The following is a 17,811-nucleotide window of genomic DNA, read 5'->3' as shown; positions in this document are numbered from 1 at the left end:
AATGTCGTTGTTTTTATGAGCGTGCGACAACCCAACTAACTACATGGTCTGCGTAATCGCGTAAGCGTTGGGATAGCCATTTTGCTTTAATTGTTCAAGAACCTCCGCGACGACTGCTTCATCGTGGATAGGGCCTAACTGTAGTTTATAAATGTTATCTGCTACTGGCAGGTGAGCGGGAATTTGATATAACGCCGATAGCACGTTAGAGATAGATTTTGCTTTCTCGGCGTTTGAAAGCGCAGCAACTTGAATATAGATCGCATCACTTACCGCGTTGCTACTTTTCTCACTGCTGCTTGAGTTGGTATCCGCGGTGTTCGAAGAGGGGGCTAATGGCGGGGTAGGTGAAGTTGCTGCCAAGGCCGGTGCGGGTACTACCGCAATACCCAAATATTCATCGTAAGTAACAGTTGGACTGTTTCCCACCGTCACATTGTTTTGTTCGTCAAAGTGGATAACTTCAAGTTTGACTCGCGCTGTGCCTTTGCTGTGGTAGCCTAGTTTTACTGCGGCTGCATACGACAAATCGATAATTCTATCATCGTGAAAAGGGCCGCGGTCGTTAACGCGGACGATCGCTTGTTTGTTGTTTTCCAAGTTAGTAACACGCACGTAAGAGGGCAGAGGCAATGTTTTGTGAGCCGCGCTCATGGCAAACATATTGTAAGTTTCGCCATTTGAGGTTAAGTGACCGTGAAACTTCTGGCCATACCAACTGGCATAGCCGACCTCTTCATAGCCTTTACCACTATCCATTGGCGTGTAGTGCTTGCCCAGTACCTTGTAAGGCCTGCTGTTAAACATGCGGTAGGCTTCGTATTTTGGTACAGCATCAAGTGTTTCTGGTTTCTTGGCTACGTGCTTAGGCGCTGAGTCTTGCTTTTGGGTATAGCGACCAGATTGTGTAGGTGCACTTTGGCATCCCACTAATGCCAAAACTATAAAAACAGCTGAGCCATAGCGAAAGAACTGCCCGTTTGCCAGATTCTGGTTAACAAGACCCGCATTAACTAAACCCGCTTTTACAAAATCAAGTACCGAAAAAAGGCGCTGCAACATACAAGTTATCTAGACATTAAACGTTTCTGAGTGGCAATGGCCATAAGAATGCCAAAACCTGCCATTAAAGTCACCATAGATGTTCCTCCAAAGCTCACTAGAGGAAGGGGAACACCCACCACGGGAAGTAATCCGGACACCATGCCCATGTTTACAAACACATAAACAAAAAAGGTAAGGGTAATACTGCCTCCAAGCAATTTTGCATAGGCGTCTTGTGCCCGGCTAGAAATTATAAGGCCGCGCATAATTATAAAAATGTATATTGCCATTAAACACATTACACCGGTAAGACCAAACTCTTCACTGAATACTGAAAAGATAAAGTCAGTGTGACGTTCAGGTAGAAACTCGAGTTGTGATTGCGTGCCTTGCAGCCAGCCTTTGCCGTCTACACCACCGGAACCAATGGCAATTTTAGATTGGATTATGTGGTAGCCAGAACCTAGTGGATCGCTTTCCGGGTTCAAAAAAGTAAGAACCCGCTGCTTTTGATAATCCTTCATTAAAAAGAACCACATCACAGGCGCAAACGCGCCAATGAGGCCGCCCACTACTGAAATAAGACGCCAGCTCATACCTGCCAGGAATATGGCAAAAATACCTGAACTGGCGATGAGTAACGAGGTCCCTAAATCAGGCTGCTTTGCAATGAGAATGGTGGGCACGACCACCAAACCAAACCCAACGATAATGTGGGTGGTGCGTGGCGGCATAGTGAATTTACTGATATACCATGCAACCATCATAGGCACGGCAAGCTTCATCAGTTCAGAGGGCTGAAAACGGATAAAGCCCAGGTCTAGCCAGCGCTGTGCGCCTTTGCCCATATCACCAAATAATAAAACGGCAATTAGCATGAGCAGGCCTGCACCATAGGCATAGGTTGAGAAAAACCTAAACACGCCCAAAGGGGCTTGGGCTAATCCGAACATAACGATAAAGCTAAATCCCAGCCTGATAAACTGGCGCTCCATTTGCTCCATATCCTGACCTGACGCCGAGTACAGAGTAAATAGCCCAACACAACTTAGCACGAGTAGCCCGACTAACAGCCAGCCATCGATATGAATGCGCTGAAGAAAACTTATTTTATTAGGGTTTATGGTGGTTCTCTTCACTAGTTTGTCCCTAATTCATTATCAGTGTTTGCCGAGTCAGCTTCGGCAGTTTCAAAAACTCGGTCTCTGAAATAGAAATCCATGATTTGACGGGCGACGGGTGCTGCGTTCTTACTACCACCGCCTACGTTTTCAAGGACCACGGTTACCGATATCTCTGGATCATTGAAAGGGGCAAAGCCAACATACATGGCATTGTCTCGAAGACGCTCATCAATTTTAGTAGCGTCATATTTTTCATTCTGACCAACGGTAAATAACTGTGCTGTTCCTGTCTTACCCGCAGAGTCGTATGGGGTATCTGCAAATGCATGACGCGCGCCGCCTTCTTCGCCACTCACAACATCGCGCATGGCGTTTAACACCACATCTAAATTGTTACGGTTCTTAATCTCTATAGGCCGCAGCGACTTAAGTGGGATGAGGTCGACAGAACTATCGGTGTTCATATAACCGCGAATGATTTGTGGAATATAGCGTTCCCCAGCATTGATCAGCGTGTTAACCGATGTATTTAACTGTACCGGCGTGGTGGTCCAATAGCTCTGTCCTATACCAACGGGTATGGTGTCACCAATATACCAAGGTTGATTAAAGCGAGCGCGTTTCCAGCCTCGGCTAGGCATGTTGGCATCTGACTCTTCGTAAAGATCGATACCCGTGAAATCTCCGAATCCGAATTCGTACATAGATTCACTGATTTTATCGATACCCAATTTATACGCTAGCTCGTAATAATAAGTATCGCACGACACTTCTATTGCTTTTGATACGTTAACTTTGCCATGTCCCCATCTACGCCAATCGCGCCACACGTGCGACACATTTGGCAATTGATAGCGACCTGTATCGTTAATGGTGTAGTCTTTGGTGATAATGCCTTCTTCTAGTCCAACAAAACCAAGGTGCGGTTTAATGGTAGAAGCGGGAGGGTATTGTCCTTGTGTCGCCCTGTTAATTAGCGGGCGGTCTGGCGAATTCAGTAGCGCAGAGTAATTCTTGCTGCTGATACCGTGCACGAATAAATTGGGGTCGTAACTAGGGTTAGAGTAAAGTGCCAGTACGCCACCTGTTTTAACATCGGTAACCACTACAGCGCCGCGCATGCCTTCTATTATTCGCTGGGCTTCTAACTGAAGCTCTAAATCCAGGTTAAGTACGATGTCTTTGCCCGGTGTTGGTGGCTCAACACTGAGTACACGAATAATTCGGCCTTGGTTGTTTACTTCGACCTGCTGATAACCCACTTTTCCATGAAGCAGCTCTTCGTGGTATTTCTCTATGCCTAGCTTACCGATATCGTGGGTTGCGGCGTAATTATCTTCTTGGCCTGCTTCAACAAGTTTTTGTAAGTCTCGCTTGTTAATGCGTGCAACATAACCCAGTGCATGGGTAAGCGTTTCTTTATAAGGGTAATGACGAGCTAAACGCGCTTCAATTTGAACACCTGGAAATTTGTGTTTGCTGGCAGAGAATAACGCTACTTCTTCTTCGCTTAGCTGAGTGCGAAGCGCAACGGGTTTAAATCTTCGCGTTCCTTTAAGCGTAGATTGAAAGCGTTCAATTTCATCGCTGGTGATGCTCATTAACTCGGTCAGATCTGCAAGGGTTTGCTCAATATCATCCACTTGCTCTGGAATAACTTCCAAACTGAAAACCGGACGGTTCTCGGCTAAAAGCACGCCGTTACGGTCATAAATGAGACCGCGGTTAGGCGCTACGGGCAGCACTTTAATTCGGTTACCGTTAGACCGGGTTTGATAATCTTCAAACTGGGTGACCTGCAAAGAATAGAGGTTGTTAAGTACAATGCCCAACATGGCCACAACAATAATAAAAGCAATGGTCGCTCGGCGCGCGAACAAGTTCGCTTCAGCGGAGTGGTCCCGTATTGCTTGACGTTTTCGTTGCATTGACTTCCTTTGCATTAATAAAGCGACCAATTACTCACGGTGATAAGGGTGATTTTGCGTCACCGACCACGCGCGGTATAAGCTTTCTGTAAGAATGATCCTAACAAGTGGATGGGGTAGAGTTAAGGCTGATAAGGACCACTTTTGTTCCGACGCTGCAATACATTCTGGTGCTAGCCCTTCTGGACCACCAATAAGCAGGCTTACGTCGCGCCCGTCCATTTTCCAATTGTCGAGTTGTTTAGCAAGCGTGGGAGTGTCCCAGGGTTTACCAGTTACTTCTAACGTAACAATGCGATTTCCTTTGGGAATAGCGGCTAGCATTTGCTCGCCTTCTTTTTCCAAAATGCGCTTAATATCCGCGTTTTTGCCTCGCTTTCCGGCGGGTATTTCAGTAAAGGACACTGGCATGTCGCTAGGGAAACGACGAATAAACTCATCCACGCCTGTACTTACCCAGCTTGGCATTTTTGTTCCGACCGCGACGATTTGTATACGCACTTCTTTTACCCTTACCGCAGGAATTAGTATTTCACTTATACAATAAAGGCCATACGCATTTGAGTATGGCCTTTATTGACCGTGTTACTGCATGTTTATAGCAGGCGTTTACGCCACTACGACCACAGTTTCTCTAGCTGGTAGAAATCACGGGTTTCATCTTGCATAACGTGCAAAATAACATCACCAAAATCAACCAGAACCCATTCGCCGGTTTCCTTACCTTCCACGCTTCCAGGTGCGTGGCCCGCTTTCTTCGCTTCTACCATGACATTTTCTGCAATAGATGAAACGTGGCGCTTTGAGTTACCTGAACAAATGATCATGGTATCTGTAATACTTGATTTGCCGCGAACGTCTAGTTCAATAACATCACGGCCTTTCATATCGTCAATTTTGTCTTTAACAAACTGTTTGAGCTGTTGACTCTCCAAGAGTTTTCCTCACTTACTTAACTTTTATATAACTGATGTTCGTTTATGTAATCTAAAACGCTTTCTTCTAACCATAAGTTAGATAGGTCAGCATTTGAACTGTTTGGCGTACCCGATTTCTCGGACGTGGCAGCACTTGCTAGTACGTCACGAATTTCAGTAGATGAAACACTAAAAAGCGGTGTGTTGGTTAACACTACATGGCCTGCAGGCTTTGCGTGAATAACACTTTTATCGTTAGCCACATGACAATCTAACCAAGCTTGTATTGCGGGTGGAGGCGAAAATTTCTCATCGTCTCTGCGCATAACCACTAAGTGACAATAATCGAGCAGGTGTTCCCACTCGTACCATTTGTCCAGATTATACAGTGAATCTGCGCCAATGAAAAAACAGATTGTGTCATCGCTTTTCTCTTTAAGTGCACGCAGCGTTTTAACTGTATAAGAAGGTGACGGAAGCGTCAGTTCAATTAACTCTGGAATAAGTCTGTCATTGTTTTGGGCGCAAAGTTCAATCATTTTTACCCGATGGCTTTCTGACACACCTACTGACTTATGCGGAGCTAATTTACAAGGCATGAGATGAACGTGGTTTACTCCAATTTCATCTGCCGCTTTTAGTGCCGCACCAATATGGCCTTTATGCGGCGGATTAAACGTACCACCAAGAATGGCTTTCACCGTTGGATATGCTCGAGAAGCGCCGGAAAGACTCACTTAGACTTGCCCATTATGCCTGTAACAAAGGAATTTCGCGAAGGTCCATACCCATGAACATCATGCACAAGTGACACATTTCGACGTAAGGGCGGGCAATGACATTTTGTTTGAATGCATGATCTGACTGAGTCAACGCTTTTTGGATGTCTTCTAGCTGCGCGACGCTCAGACGATTCAAGGCACTTTGATAAAAACCTTGTCTATTACGCCAAATACCGAATTTTTGCCACTGAATGGGGGCACCGCTTTGCTGCACTAGTTTTAGTTTCCATAACTGCTCCCACTCTCGAATCAGCGCCCAAATAATGATGTTAGGCTCCAGACCCTCGCTCTCTAATCGGTATAGCATTTTTATGCAGCGGGTACTGTCGCCGCTAAGCATAACGTCAACTAGTTGAAACACGTTGAAACGCGACTGATCGACCATCGCCTTTTCAATTTGTTCGTCTGAAATAGACTGGTGTGGATAGAGTAGGGCGAGCTTATCAATTTCTTGCTTAGCAGCAAGCATGTTGCCTTCGCAGAAATCAGCAATCATCTTAGCACCCGACGCTGATACGGAGAGTTGGTGGGCATTTAACTGCTGGTTTAGCCATGCATTGAGCTGCTTGCCTTCCAACGGGTAACACAATACCGACGCGCCCAAATCATCAAGCACTTTAAACCATTTGCCGCGCTGCACGTCTTTGCCAATTTTGGGGCCGTGAACCAGCAACAAAATATCGGGGTTTAATGATGCCGCGACTTCTTGCAGCATTTTACTGCCTTCAGTGCCCGGTTTTCCCGTAGGCAGCTCTAGTTCAATAAACTGTTGGCTTGAGAAAAGCGACATGCTTTGCGTGGCTTCAATCAACTGATTCCAGTTAAAGCCCGTTTCAGCAACAAGTACTGTACGCTCTTCAAAGCCATTGGCTTTTGCTTTAGCGCGTATTTGCTCAATGACATCAAACTTCTGCTGGGGTTCATCTCCAAACACCAGATAGCACGGGCGAAGTGCCTTGGTGATATCTTGGCTAAATTGGTTTGGATAAATCTGCATGAAAAATTCTGATGTTTACTGACTAACGGAAGTTGATGCATTTGGTGCAGCGGCTGCCTGACTGGAAAGGCGTCTGATCATGATATCAGCGGCTTCATCGCGCATTTCACTTAGCATCAATTCAAGTTCGCGAGACTTTGCCAACACTTGGTCAGGGTCGTCTTGATAGTCACGTACTACTTCAAATTGCACCATTACCGCTTCCTTACCAGGAAACTGCACGCGGTAACGCACAACATATATCAGTTCATATTCAGCAACTTGACCCGAAGGATAAACCGACAGCAGCTGACGTTCTAATTTCTCTGGAAGCAAATAGATGTTTACGTTTTGGTTAGAGCGCGATGTTTTATCTACGCTAACACTGGATAAACCGTAAACGTTTAAGCGTTTATCAAGCGCACGCGCCAAGGGCGCGTGTGCTCGGGCACTTTCAATAGCAACGGTGTTTATGTCGTCAGGTAAGCTAGGGCTACTTCGCAAATGAAAGCCACAGCCAGTAACCAATACGGTTCCCAACACAGCGACTGCGAATTGTAAGTGCTTTTTCATCAGTATCTGACCTAGTTAGCTACAATGTTTACAAGCTTGCCAGGCACAACAATCACTTTACGAATGGTTTTACCTTCGATGAATTGCTGAACGTTAGGCTGTTCTTTCGCAGATGCTTCAATGCTCTCTTTGCTAGCATCAGCAGCAATTGTCATCTTAGCGCGAACCTTACCGTTAACCTGAACAATGATTAGCTTTTCGTCTTCAACCAATGCGGCTTTATCAGCCTGTGGCCATGGTGCTAAATCGATATCTTCACTGTGACCCAACACTTTCCATAGCTCGTGAGCGATGTGCGGCGTAATAGGGTTTAGAAGCAACAAGATAGATTCACAGGCTTCGCGCATAATTGCGATGTCCTGCGCGTTTTCTTGTGGTGCTTTTTGAAGGTGGTTTAACAATTCCATCACCGCTGCAACCGCAGTGTTAAAGGTTTGACGACGGCCTAGGTCATCAGACACCTTTTCAATGGTCTTGTGTACTTCACGGCGAAGAGCCTGTTGGTCTTTCGACAGTGCCTTAACATCAATCGCTTCTGGCGCGCCTTTTTCAACGTGTTCGGTCACTAATTTCCAGATACGACGTAAGAAACGGTTTGCACCTTCAACACCAGAGTCTACCCACTCAAGGGTTTGCTCCGGTGGCGCAGCAAACATGGTAAATAAACGCACCGTATCGGCACCGTATTGGTCAATAACTTCTTGCGGGTCGATACCGTTATTCTTCGACTTAGACATTTTCGTCATACCGCCGTGAATAACTTCTTCACCGTCAGCGGTTAGCCATGCTTTAACAATACGGCCTTTGTCGTCTTTTTCAGTGCTTACTTCGGTAGGCGAGAACCAGGTTTTCTTACCCGACGCGTCTTCACGATAGTACGAGTCGGCTAATACCATACCTTGACACAGCAAACGCTTGAACGGCTCATCAGAGTTTACCAAGCCTTCATCGCGTAACAACTTGTGGAAGAAACGCGAGTAAAGTAAGTGCAAAATAGCGTGCTCGATACCACCAATGTACTGATCTACTGGTAACCAGTAGTTAGCTGATGTTGGATCAAGCATGGCATCGTTGTTAGTAGCACAGGCATAGCGCGCGTAGTACCACGATGACTCCATAAAGGTGTCGAAGGTATCCGTTTCACGTAACGCGGCTTCGCCATTGTATGTGGTTTTTGCCCACTCAGGGTCAGCTTTAATTGGCGAGGTAACGCCATTCATTTCTACGTCTTCAGGCAAAACAACCGGTAGTTGGTCAGCAGGAACCGGAACAGATTCACCGTTTTCCAAATTTAGCATTGGAATAGGTGCGCCCCAGTAGCGCTGACGGCTTACGCCCCAGTCACGAAGACGGTAATTTACTTTGCGCTTTCCACAGCCTTTGCTTTCAAGTTCATCAGCAATACCATTAAATGCGGCATCGAACTCAAGACCGTCGAACTTACCTGAATTGATCAAGCTGCCTTTTTCAGTAAATGCAGAGACGGTAAGGTCGCACTTATCTTCATCACCTGCGTTTGGCGCGATGACTTGTTGAATAGGTAGGTTGTATTTAGTCGCAAATTCCCAATCGCGCTGGTCGTGGCCAGGAACAGCCATTACCGCGCCTGAACCGTAGTCCATCAACACGAAGTTAGCGACCCAAATTGGAAGCTTTTCACCGGTTAGTGGGTGAACAACCTCAAAACCCGTGGCGAAACCTTTCTTCTCCATGGTTGCTAATTCAGCTTCAGCAACTTTGGTGTTTTTACATTCGTCGATAAAGGCCGCTAAATCTGGGTTCGATTTTGCTGCGAATTCGGCAAGAGGATGCTGCGCAGCCACTGCAACGTAAGTAACGCCGTAGAAGGTATCTGGACGCGTGGTATATACCGTCAAATCGGCAATGTCGTTAACCGCTGAGGCTAAATCGAAGGTAATTTCAACGCCTTCAGAGCGGCCAATCCAGTTTGCCTGCATTGCGCGTACTTGGTCTGGCCATTCTTCAAGCTGTTCTAAGTCTTGTAAAAGTTCTTCGGCATAGTCAGTAATTTTAATAAACCACTGAGGGATCTCTTTTTGCTCAACCAGCGCACCAGAGCGCCATCCGCGACCGTCGATTACCTGCTCGTTAGCCAAAACCGTTTGGTCTACAGGGTCCCAGTTCACGGTAGAGTTTTTCTTGTAAACAAGACCTTTTTCGTAAAGACGCGTGAAGAACCACTGTTCCCAGCGATAGTAATCTGATTTACATGTGGTTACTTCGCGATCCCAGTCGTAACCGAAACCCAACGAGCGAAGTTGGTTTTTCATGTAATCAATATTTGAGTATGTCCATTTCGCAGGTGCAGTGTTGTTGTTAATTGCTGCGTTTTCAGCCGGAAGACCAAAAGCATCCCAACCCATAGGCTGCAATACATTTTTACCCTGCATGCGCTGGAAACGGCTGATCACGTCACCAATGGTGTAGTTGCGCACGTGGCCCATGTGAAGTCGGCCACTAGGGTATGGGAACATAGACAGGCAGTAGAACTTTTCTTTTTCTACGTCGTCATTTGCTTTAAACGATTGGTTTTCTTCCCAGTATTGCTGAACGCGTTGTTCAATGTCTTTCGGATTGTACTGATTATCGGCCATGAAACTTAGGCTTCCGCATTAAAAGTTAAAACGTTTATGGGGCGGCATAAGGCGAGTTTGTAGCAACGCCAACTAACCGCGCGTGGGATTCACCCACTTAACATACATATAGCCCAATAGAATAACCCAGCGCTAAGCCATGCCTCAATAGCTTAACACCGAACTTGGCAATATTTATTGTTGCTTGCTTGAAAAGTGAGCATTAATGACACGGTTTTCGTCGATTGAACACCAGAACACGCCCCATTTGCTCATCTTACTTTCTCTTGGCGCCATCTTATCTTGTCGATAAACAGGCCCCGGTGTCACATCTAATTATTGTCACTAAACGCGGTTAGCGCATTTAGTTGTTGCGCCTGCACTTTGTCGACTACTCGAACTAAATTGGCGGCGTCTTCGTTAGATGCTTTTTGGCCATTAAAGTGAATATTGCCTGAGGCGTGGTAGGTAAGGGTGACTTTAGTTTTCGGTATGCGACCGTCTTGTGTGTTTGCATCCGATGAAGTGCTCGATGCTATTGTGCTGAATTCCCATGTCAGTGCACCTGACATACCCATTTCTTGAAGCGGGCCTAAGCCACCTGTCATCACCACTTTTTTGTTCGGTTCAACATAGCTTACCTGCATATGCGCTGCACTCGCCGTGTCTGTCGTTTCACAGAAACAGCCACCAGCCTGCTCATCTATGCGCAAAGCACCTTTCCACCATGTGTGGTCTTTCGGCCACCACATATCCACATGTTGAATAAAATGAGAGTACACGACTTCAACTGGCGCATAGCTTTCACTCTCATTGGTGATAGAAAACCCTGAGTTATCTGCATAGTTTACGTTAGCGATACTCATTGAAGAAAATGCCGTACCCAGAAAAGTAGCAAGGAAAGCGGAGGTGAGCAGAAGGGGTGAGCGAGTTTTCAATTTTTTTGTCATTGTTATTACCCTGTTTTTGTTCATTGGTTATTGCGCGCGAAACCTGGTCTCGTCGCCAAAACGAATTTCGGTTTTTGTGTTTTCTAAGGTAATTGAAAGCAGCTTGCGTTGCTACCTACTTTAAAGCCTTACTGTTACAGGATTCTTCAGAGCTTTGTCTTGACCACATTGTCCTTACGGCTCTGACCTTGGCGCGCTTTTCTTATCGCTGTGATTTTAATGCTCTGATCCAAATTATGTGGCAGAAATAAATGCAGCGGTTAAATTGAAGTAAGTTCTTTCGTACTTAACTCCTTTTCGGCTTTAATTAAACGCTACACCTTGTGTCGCAAGTTATCAGTTCTAATGAAGGCCACAAAAAGCTCGTAGTGCTTGTCAATTCCTCTCTAAAATCATGAAGGTGGTTGTTTGTTGTGCAATTAGCGATGCAAAGCTGCCTTATTCAGGATAAGCGTTTGACACTAATGTTAATTAGGGTTTCACTTAAGTAAAGAAACAAAGATAGAACAGACATGTCTGTAGACAGTAAATTATATGCGTTAGATGTAGACGCGCTTTCACCTACCATAAATCGCCGAGCGATAAACAGTGCCTTAAAAGATGATGAAGCGCTAAATGCGACCTTCATTGGGCAAGAGCGTGCGCGTGAAGCACTTACGTTTGGGTTAGGTATTTACACCAAAGGCTATAATCTTTACGTGATGGGTGAGCCCGCTACGGGGCGCTTCACTCTAGTGAAGGATTACATTGAACGCCAAGTTGCCCAGCTACCGGCGCCTGATGATTGTTGTTATATCAACAATTTTGACGAAGAGCGCGAACCTGTTGCGCTAAAATTTCCTCCCGGTGGTGGAAAAGCATTCCACAAGGACATGGCTGCGCTTATTGACGATGTCTTAGACTCACTGCCCATTGCTTTTGATAACCCGGGATATCAGCGCCGTCGCGCGTCAATTTCCAGAGAGTTCGAGCAAAAGTACGATGCGGCTATCGATGCGGTAGAGCGTTACGCACAAGCGAATGATGTTGCGCTGTACGAAGAGGGTGGCTCTATTACGTTTTCACCTATCGTTAACGGCAAGCCAATAAGTGACACAGAGTTTGCGTCATTAACTGATGCACAACGGGAAGGGTTTTATACTCTTATTGACGAGCTAGAAAATAGGTTAAGCGAAGGTCTGTTAAGCCTGCCTACATGGAAACGCGAAAACTCTGAGCGTCTGCGTGAGCTTGACAAAAAGACCGCAGAGCAGGGGATTAAGCCGCTGCTAAAAGTGCTTGAACACAAATACGCATCTGAGCTAGGGGTAATGAAGTACCTCAAGCAGCTTAAAACTGCATTAGTCAATGCTATCTTAGTCATTCACAGTGAAGAGCAGAAAGAAGAGAAGAGTGATGACTTCGACAAGAAGATATTTTTAGAAGAGCAATTTCTTCCTAACGTTTTGGTGTCGAATAAACTCGATGACGCAGCCCCTGTTATTTATGAGCCGAACCCTACTTATCAAAATTTGTTTGGCAAAATAGAGTACACCAACATTCACGGCAGCGTGTTTACCAACTATCGCATGATTCAGCCCGGTGCGCTCCATCGTGCAAATGGCGGTTATTTGTTGTTGGATGTCGACCAACTTATTGAACAACCTTTCGTGTGGGATACTCTTAAGCTTGCCATCAAGTCACAGCGCTTGCGCATGGACTTACCCCAGCAAGATGTGGGTATGGTGAACAATATTACGCTCAATCCACAGCCCATCGACTTAAATGTGAAAATCGTTCTGTTAGGCTCGCGTGATTTATACTACACGCTGCAAGATTACGATGACGAGTTTGATGAACTGTTTAGAGTGTTGGTGGATTTTGATTTGGAAATTCCCGTCACCAGACAGGCGCTTTTTGATTTCGTGGGCAAAGTACGTGCGCACCTTATTCAGTTAGGACTTAAAGGCATTACCGCTAACGCGATGTGCAGGCTAGTTGAGTACTCGTTAAGAATGGCTGAACACAAAGAAAAGCTATCTGCGCACTTCGCTGAAGTTATCGAGCTAGTTAATGAAGCCTATTATTTCTGTCAGAAATCTAATGCCGACACGCTAGAACTTGATCATTTAAAAACAGCCTTAAGTGCCAAGAAGCGTCGCACCGGCCGCGTCAGTCAAACACTATTAAACGATATTAAAGAAGGGCACGTGCTTATTGCCACTGAAGGAAAAGCGGTAGGCAAAGTAAACGGGTTAACGGTATTGGATATTGGTGACACTGCATTTGGTACGCCTGCACGCATTACGTCTACTGTATTTGCCGGCGCAAGTGGTGTAGTTGATATTGAGCGTGAGGTAGAGCTTGGACAGCCTATTCACTCAAAGGGCGTTATGTTGCTGAACGGCTACTTGGGCAACAAGTATGCCCAGCATTTCCCATTAACCCTATCGGCAAATATAGCGCTAGAGCAGTCATACGGACATATTGATGGCGATAGTGCATCCCTTGGTGAACTGGTTGCGCTTATCTCTGCGTTGACTGAAATCCCTTGCTTACAAACTTTGGCTATCACGGGTTCCATAAACCAGTATGGTGAAGTGCAAGCGGTTGGCGGTGTGAACGAAAAGATAGAAGGTTTTTTCGACTTGTGTCAACACCGTGGCCTCACCGGCACGCAAGGCGTGATTATTCCTAAATCAAATGCGATTAATTTGGTATTAGACGCCACCGTTATCGACGCAGTGAAAAAAGGGCTGTTCCATATTTACACTGTAGAGACTGTTGATGATGCGCTATCTATTTTGATGGAACAGGAAGCGGGTAAAATAAGCAGTAAAGGTCGTTACCCCAAAAATTCAATCAATTACCATGCCGTAAACCGTCTATACAATATTGCGCTTATTGTTAATGGGGGCGATGGCGAATAGATAAAAACGAAGCGCGTACTTGCAGTGTCGAGACGCGCTTCTTGATTTTTGCATTAATCTTGGTTGATGCGCTAATAAAGATGCGCTTTTTCAGTAGAACGTGCACACAGCCATTCAATGCTAAACGCAAGTACCAGAGCGCGCTAATCGCGGGTGCTGATGACCAGAGTCTCTGAAATTTTATCTTGGATAGCTTGTCGGTTAGGATCCCAGTAAATTTGCACAAATCCCAACAAGCCAGTTGCTAAACCCGCACCATAACCTCCATAACGACCAAAGCTCTCCCATAGCGACAGTCCAGAACCATCGAGTTTGAGTACTTGTATATTTAGCAGTCGTTTACCTGGAGTTTTTCCGTTAAACCAAGCGGTAAACACGCTGTAATAAAGCGCGGCCCAACCAAAGCCTAAGCCAAGCTCAGTAATTAACCCTTTGATCCACGCGACAATGCTGTATGTGTTTGCTGAGGGCTCTGAAGTTGCGTCATCGAAATCTGCTAGGTCACTTTCAATACCTTCAGCTTCCTGTAGGCGATTTTCATGCACACCTTTATTTACAACTTGCTCATTTACTCCAATATCATCATTCGCACCATTTTTCTCACCTGGGCGATTAGGCGAGTCGATCACGTTGCTGACAGTTGCATCGTCACGAAAGTAATTAGCCTCATTGGCAGCATCTAACGTAAGCAACACTGTCCAAAAGAGCATGAACGCTCCACCTATTCGAAGAAATGAACGCGTAGTTTTTTTATGGCTTTGATTGGCTAAGTTGCGGCTAGCTTTATAAAACGTCACTGTAGCAATAATCGCCAAAAACAGTGCATCCAGTGAGCTCAAAATGGCGACAAATAGTAGGTCAATACACTGAGCCAACCCTCGTTGAAAAGGTGTAGCCAGACGCTTGCCCAACAGCGAGCTAGCCACGCCAAACGCATAGGGCGTGACTATATCCTTTGTTTCAACGGTTTCTAATTTATCTGCAGTATTATTTTCGACATCACTACTAAGAGGTGGCGTATCAATATGTTGATGAGGGTGAGACATTTGCCGTCCACTGTGCTTAACCTAATTCCATAACACTACTTTACACAGTAAGGCGTGTTATTTTAACTCTTTTATCTGAAGGACAAGCACCCCACAAATACGCATGCAGGATACAGTGTAATCTCTTCAATAGTCGGAATATTTTTCTTTTTAGCAAATAGATAATTTAAGTGTGTTCCACTTAAGTTGTTGATTTATATGCGCGGCATTGGGTTTGCATCAGAGATTATCGAATGGATAACAATGATGCCTTTAAGGAGGTTACGATGTTTAACTCAAAACGAACGATTACAGCAACTCTGGTTTCATTCGCTATGATGGGCTCATCTGCAATGGCACAAGCTAACGTTGACGAGATGAAAACTGCGCAAATGCAAGCAGCTTCAGCGTCAGTGCAACCTGAGTCCAGAACATCTGAGTCTGGTGATACGTGGATTACGTTGACTGGTGAGGTGTCTGCTGTAGATTCAAAATTCTTTACGTTAGATTACGGTGACGGGAATATCTTTGTTGAGTTAAGAGACACCGACCTTGACAGTAATGCCTATGCAAAAATGAAAGGCGAAGAAGTCATGGTAACGGCGCGTCTTGATGATGGCATGTTTTCGAGCGAAAGGTTAGTTGCTCAGAGTGTGATTGTTGATGGTATGGATACTGTTTACTTAGCTGAGTCGGTTAATCAGGCTTCGGCAGACCTTTATTTAAGTACAGCAAGTAACATTGAGTTTGACGATGAAGAAATGGTGCTTGTAGGTACCGTTAAATCAATTGGCAAAGAAGCGTTACAAATTGACGTGGGCGATACCACCCTCACGGTAGATCTTGATGAGTTAGAGGACGCACCTGTTGATGCGGATGGTTACCTAACGCTAATGAAAGGCGAGCGCGTACGCATCACCGGCGAACTAGAAGACGATTTCTTTAATCGTTTCACCGTAGAAGCTGATACGCTAATTAAAATGAAAAGCTAACTATTAACAATAGATAACGCTTTAAAAAAACCGCCGAAAGGCGGTTTTTTTGATTAAAGCATTAATGTACTTATTCACTACTTTGGAGGCATGCGCAGCCCGCCGTCTAAGCGGATTGTCTCACCATTTAGGTAGCTATTGTTCGCCATATGGATAACCAACTTAGCAAATTCTTCTGGTAGCCCAAGGCGCTTAGGAAACTGAACGTTAGCAGAAAGGGCGTCTTGCACTTTTTCTGGCATAGCAAGTAGCATTGGCGTGCCCATTACACCCGGCGCAATGGTGTTAACACGAATACCCAACGGGGCTAAGTCTCGAGCCATTGGAAGGGTTAGGCCGATAATACCACCTTTACTCGCGGCATAAGCGGTTTGCCCTATTTGACCTTCGTAGCCAGCAACTGAAGCAGTGTTTACGATAAGACCGCGTTCGCCTTCCTCGTTAATTGGCGATTGCTTTGCCATCGTCGCTGCAACTAAGCGAGAAACATTAAAGCTTCCTACTAAGTTAATATCGATAGTTTTCTGGAAGTCACCCAACGGCGCCGGATTGCCTTCTTTGTCGAGCAGTCGCTTAGCTGGGGCGATGCCTGCACAGTTAACCACTAAAGAAATGGCGCCAAACCTTTCGGTTGTCGCGTCTATAGCCGCTTGAACAGAAGTTTCATCGCGTACATCGACTTTGGTGAAAAGTGTGTTGTTACTGCCTAATTCCTCTACGCGCTGTGCGCCAAGCTCTTCATTTAAGTCGAAAAGGCTGACGTTAGCACCTGCATCTCGAAGTGCGATAGCAGTGGCGTGACCAAGTCCGGAGCAACCGCCAGTAACAATGGCAGTAAGATTATTTAGCGTCATAGATTTCCCTTAAACCCTAGTTTTTCACTATTATTAATGTGATGTTAACGGGAAGTAAGAAGAAAAACTACGGTGCCGACGGGGATCGGCACCTTATATTCAGCTATTTTGGCAACTGAATTTTACAGTCTTCGCTTTGACGGTAGATAATTAGCGTGTGGCCGATTACCTGTAGCTTAACTGAGTTTGTTTCACGAACAATGGCATCCATGATTAGCGCTTTTTCTTCGCGATCGTCTGTTGGCACCTTAACTTTAATTAATTCGTGATGGCTAAGGGCGTTGTCAATTTCGGCAACCACACCTTCTGTCAGGCCGTTCCCACCTAGCTGCACAACAGGTTTTAAAGGGTGTGCAAGGCCTTTTAGGAATTGTTTCTGTTTATTTGAAAGTTTCATGAAGTAATATTTCTTACAATTAATCTGTTAGTTTATGCTTGAAATAACGTATTCTAACGCCATCTTCTCTACAATCCTAATGACATTGTATTGGAATGACAAAAAAGAAACACTCCGCCAGCAGTAAACGCTGGCTACAAGAACACGTTAACGACCATTATGTGCAAAAAGCAAATAAGGAAGGTTGGCGCTCGCGAGCTATCTATAAACTGGAAGAAATTCAGAAAAAAGATAAGCTTATTAAACCGGGAATGACACTTGTAGACCTTGGTGCTGCACCGGGGGGCTGGTCACAGCTAGCCGCACAGCTCGTTGGCGACAATGGTCAAGTTATCGCGTGCGATATTTTGCCCATGGATCCAATTGTGGGCGTAGACTTTTTACAAGGTGATTTCAGAGAGGACGCTGTTCTCGACGCACTATTGAACAGAATCGGTGGGAACACCGTAGATATTGTGTTGTCTGATATGGCACCGAACCTTGCAGGTAACGCGTCGGTTGACCAATCTCGCTCTATGTACCTTTGCGAACTAGCGCTTGATATGTGTCACCAAGTGTTAAAGCCTGGTGGTTCGTTTGTCATAAAGGTGTTCCAAGGTGAGGGGTTTGTTGAGTTCATGAACGCACTTAAACAATCTTTCACAACCATAAAGACGCGTAAGCCTGACTCGTCCAGATCACGTTCGCGAGAGGTGTATTTGGTGGCTTGTGGGTATAAAGTGTAGTACGCTTTGAGATAAGCGGTT

The 17,811-nt window shown here is 45.4% G+C and carries 16 protein-coding genes; 3 read left to right on the top strand and 13 right to left on the bottom strand.

The annotated features are described in order from the left end of the window. Positions 1–39 precede the first annotated feature (39 nt). The 10 genes from MHN00_RS12625 to MHN00_RS12580 form a co-directional block, all read right to left on the bottom strand. Positions 40–1,062 carry a septal ring lytic transglycosylase RlpA family protein gene (locus MHN00_RS12625; protein WP_239301346.1) on the bottom strand — a complete coding sequence of 341 codons (1,023 nt, stop codon included), beginning with the start codon at positions 1,060–1,062 and terminating at the stop codon, positions 40–42. A gap of 5 nt (positions 1,063–1,067) precedes the next feature. Continuing rightward, entirely contained in the window at positions 1,068–2,183 is a 1,116-nt protein-coding gene (gene rodA, locus MHN00_RS12620) for a rod shape-determining protein RodA (RefSeq protein WP_039232696.1), read from the bottom strand. After that, a complete protein-coding gene (mrdA, locus tag MHN00_RS12615) occupies positions 2,183–4,096 on the bottom strand; it encodes a penicillin-binding protein 2 (RefSeq protein WP_014949351.1) in 1,914 nt (637 codons plus the stop codon). The genes rodA and mrdA overlap by 1 nt, the downstream gene beginning before the upstream one ends. Before the next feature lie 30 nt (positions 4,097–4,126). Next, the gene (gene rlmH, locus MHN00_RS12610) at positions 4,127–4,597 is read right to left on the bottom strand and encodes a 23S rRNA (pseudouridine(1915)-N(3))-methyltransferase RlmH (RefSeq protein WP_014949352.1); all 471 of its coding nucleotides are present in this window, start codon (positions 4,595–4,597) and stop codon (positions 4,127–4,129) included. Positions 4,598–4,713: 116 nt separating this feature from the next. Beyond that, positions 4,714–5,031 (bottom strand): ribosome silencing factor, encoded by a 318-nt coding sequence (gene rsfS / locus MHN00_RS12605; RefSeq protein WP_014949353.1) that lies wholly within the window; start codon positions 5,029–5,031, stop codon positions 4,714–4,716. A gap of 17 nt (positions 5,032–5,048) precedes the next feature. Then, entirely contained in the window at positions 5,049–5,750 is a 702-nt protein-coding gene (nadD, locus tag MHN00_RS12600; protein ID WP_232379148.1) for a nicotinate (nicotinamide) nucleotide adenylyltransferase, read from the bottom strand. A gap of 13 nt (positions 5,751–5,763) precedes the next feature. Further along, on the bottom strand, positions 5,764–6,792 hold the full coding sequence (gene holA, locus MHN00_RS12595) for a DNA polymerase III subunit delta (RefSeq protein WP_239301344.1): 1,029 nt from the start codon (positions 6,790–6,792) through the stop codon (positions 5,764–5,766). A gap of 15 nt (positions 6,793–6,807) precedes the next feature. Beyond that, positions 6,808–7,344 carry an LPS assembly lipoprotein LptE gene (gene lptE / locus MHN00_RS12590; RefSeq protein WP_014976413.1) on the bottom strand — a complete coding sequence of 179 codons (537 nt, stop codon included), beginning with the start codon at positions 7,342–7,344 and terminating at the stop codon, positions 6,808–6,810. A gap of 11 nt (positions 7,345–7,355) precedes the next feature. After that, positions 7,356–9,959, bottom strand: a complete 2,604-nt coding sequence (gene leuS / locus MHN00_RS12585; RefSeq protein ID WP_239301342.1) for a leucine--tRNA ligase — start codon at positions 9,957–9,959, stop codon at positions 7,356–7,358. A gap of 311 nt (positions 9,960–10,270) precedes the next feature. Continuing rightward, positions 10,271–10,888, bottom strand: coding sequence for an SRPBCC domain-containing protein (locus MHN00_RS12580; RefSeq protein WP_239301340.1), 618 nt, complete (start codon positions 10,886–10,888; stop codon positions 10,271–10,273). A 512-nt stretch (positions 10,889–11,400) separates the two neighbouring features. On the opposite strand from MHN00_RS12580, the gene MHN00_RS12575 reads away from it, so the two are divergent. Further along, positions 11,401–13,797 carry an ATP-binding protein gene (locus MHN00_RS12575; RefSeq protein ID WP_239301338.1) on the top strand — a complete coding sequence of 799 codons (2,397 nt, stop codon included), beginning with the start codon at positions 11,401–11,403 and terminating at the stop codon, positions 13,795–13,797. A 143-nt stretch (positions 13,798–13,940) separates the two neighbouring features. Here MHN00_RS12575 and MHN00_RS12570 read toward each other — a convergent pair whose 3' ends face one another. Further along, positions 13,941–14,843: an RDD family protein gene (locus MHN00_RS12570; protein WP_239301337.1), complete on the bottom strand. Its 903-nt coding sequence runs from the start codon at positions 14,841–14,843 to the stop codon at positions 13,941–13,943. Positions 14,844–15,109: 266 nt separating this feature from the next. Here MHN00_RS12570 and MHN00_RS12565 point away from each other — a divergent pair, with 266 nt between their 5' ends. After that, positions 15,110–15,814 carry a hypothetical protein gene (locus MHN00_RS12565; protein WP_075176515.1) on the top strand — a complete coding sequence of 235 codons (705 nt, stop codon included), beginning with the start codon at positions 15,110–15,112 and terminating at the stop codon, positions 15,812–15,814. 77 nt (positions 15,815–15,891) lie between these two features. Here the strand turns inward: MHN00_RS12565 and MHN00_RS12560 are convergent, their stop codons facing one another. Together MHN00_RS12560 and yhbY are read right to left on the bottom strand one after the other, a co-directional pair. Continuing rightward, positions 15,892–16,668 carry a 3-hydroxyacyl-CoA dehydrogenase gene (locus MHN00_RS12560; protein ID WP_239301336.1) on the bottom strand — a complete coding sequence of 259 codons (777 nt, stop codon included), beginning with the start codon at positions 16,666–16,668 and terminating at the stop codon, positions 15,892–15,894. Positions 16,669–16,771: 103 nt separating this feature from the next. Further along, entirely contained in the window at positions 16,772–17,065 is a 294-nt protein-coding gene (gene yhbY / locus MHN00_RS12555; RefSeq protein WP_014949363.1) for a ribosome assembly RNA-binding protein YhbY, read from the bottom strand. 95 nt (positions 17,066–17,160) lie between these two features. Between yhbY and rlmE the strand changes: the two genes are divergently transcribed. Next, positions 17,161–17,790 carry a 23S rRNA (uridine(2552)-2'-O)-methyltransferase RlmE gene (gene rlmE / locus MHN00_RS12550; protein WP_014949364.1) on the top strand — a complete coding sequence of 210 codons (630 nt, stop codon included), beginning with the start codon at positions 17,161–17,163 and terminating at the stop codon, positions 17,788–17,790. The last annotated feature ends 21 nt before the right edge of the window (positions 17,791–17,811 follow it).

It is taken from the genome of Alteromonas sp. Cnat2-8 (genome assembly GCF_022348355.1).
In the GTDB taxonomy this organism is placed as follows: domain Bacteria; phylum Pseudomonadota; class Gammaproteobacteria; order Enterobacterales; family Alteromonadaceae; genus Alteromonas; species Alteromonas macleodii.
Note: the sequence above shows the minus strand (reverse complement) of the source record. Positions and strands in the feature narration are given on the sequence as shown.

Coding starts and splice junctions, on each gene's coding strand:
- MHN00_RS12580 (WP_239301340.1), bottom strand. CDS start 10,888: ATGACAAAAAAATTGAAAACTCGCTCACCCCTTCTGCTCACCTCCGCT.
- MHN00_RS12560 (WP_239301336.1), bottom strand. CDS start 16,668: ATGACGCTAAATAATCTTACTGCCATTGTTACTGGCGGTTGCTCCGGA.
- lptE (WP_014976413.1), bottom strand. CDS start 7,344: ATGAAAAAGCACTTACAATTCGCAGTCGCTGTGTTGGGAACCGTATTG.
- MHN00_RS12565 (WP_075176515.1), top strand. CDS start 15,110: ATGTTTAACTCAAAACGAACGATTACAGCAACTCTGGTTTCATTCGCT.
- yhbY (WP_014949363.1), bottom strand. CDS start 17,065: ATGAAACTTTCAAATAAACAGAAACAATTCCTAAAAGGCCTTGCACAC.
- MHN00_RS12575 (WP_239301338.1), top strand. CDS start 11,401: ATGTCTGTAGACAGTAAATTATATGCGTTAGATGTAGACGCGCTTTCA.
- rlmE (WP_014949364.1), top strand. CDS start 17,161: ATGACAAAAAAGAAACACTCCGCCAGCAGTAAACGCTGGCTACAAGAA.
- holA (WP_239301344.1), bottom strand. CDS start 6,792: ATGCAGATTTATCCAAACCAATTTAGCCAAGATATCACCAAGGCACTT.
- leuS (WP_239301342.1), bottom strand. CDS start 9,959: ATGGCCGATAATCAGTACAATCCGAAAGACATTGAACAACGCGTTCAG.
- MHN00_RS12625 (WP_239301346.1), bottom strand. CDS start 1,062: ATGTTGCAGCGCCTTTTTTCGGTACTTGATTTTGTAAAAGCGGGTTTA.
- MHN00_RS12570 (WP_239301337.1), bottom strand. CDS start 14,843: ATGTCTCACCCTCATCAACATATTGATACGCCACCTCTTAGTAGTGAT.
- mrdA (WP_014949351.1), bottom strand. CDS start 4,096: ATGCAACGAAAACGTCAAGCAATACGGGACCACTCCGCTGAAGCGAAC.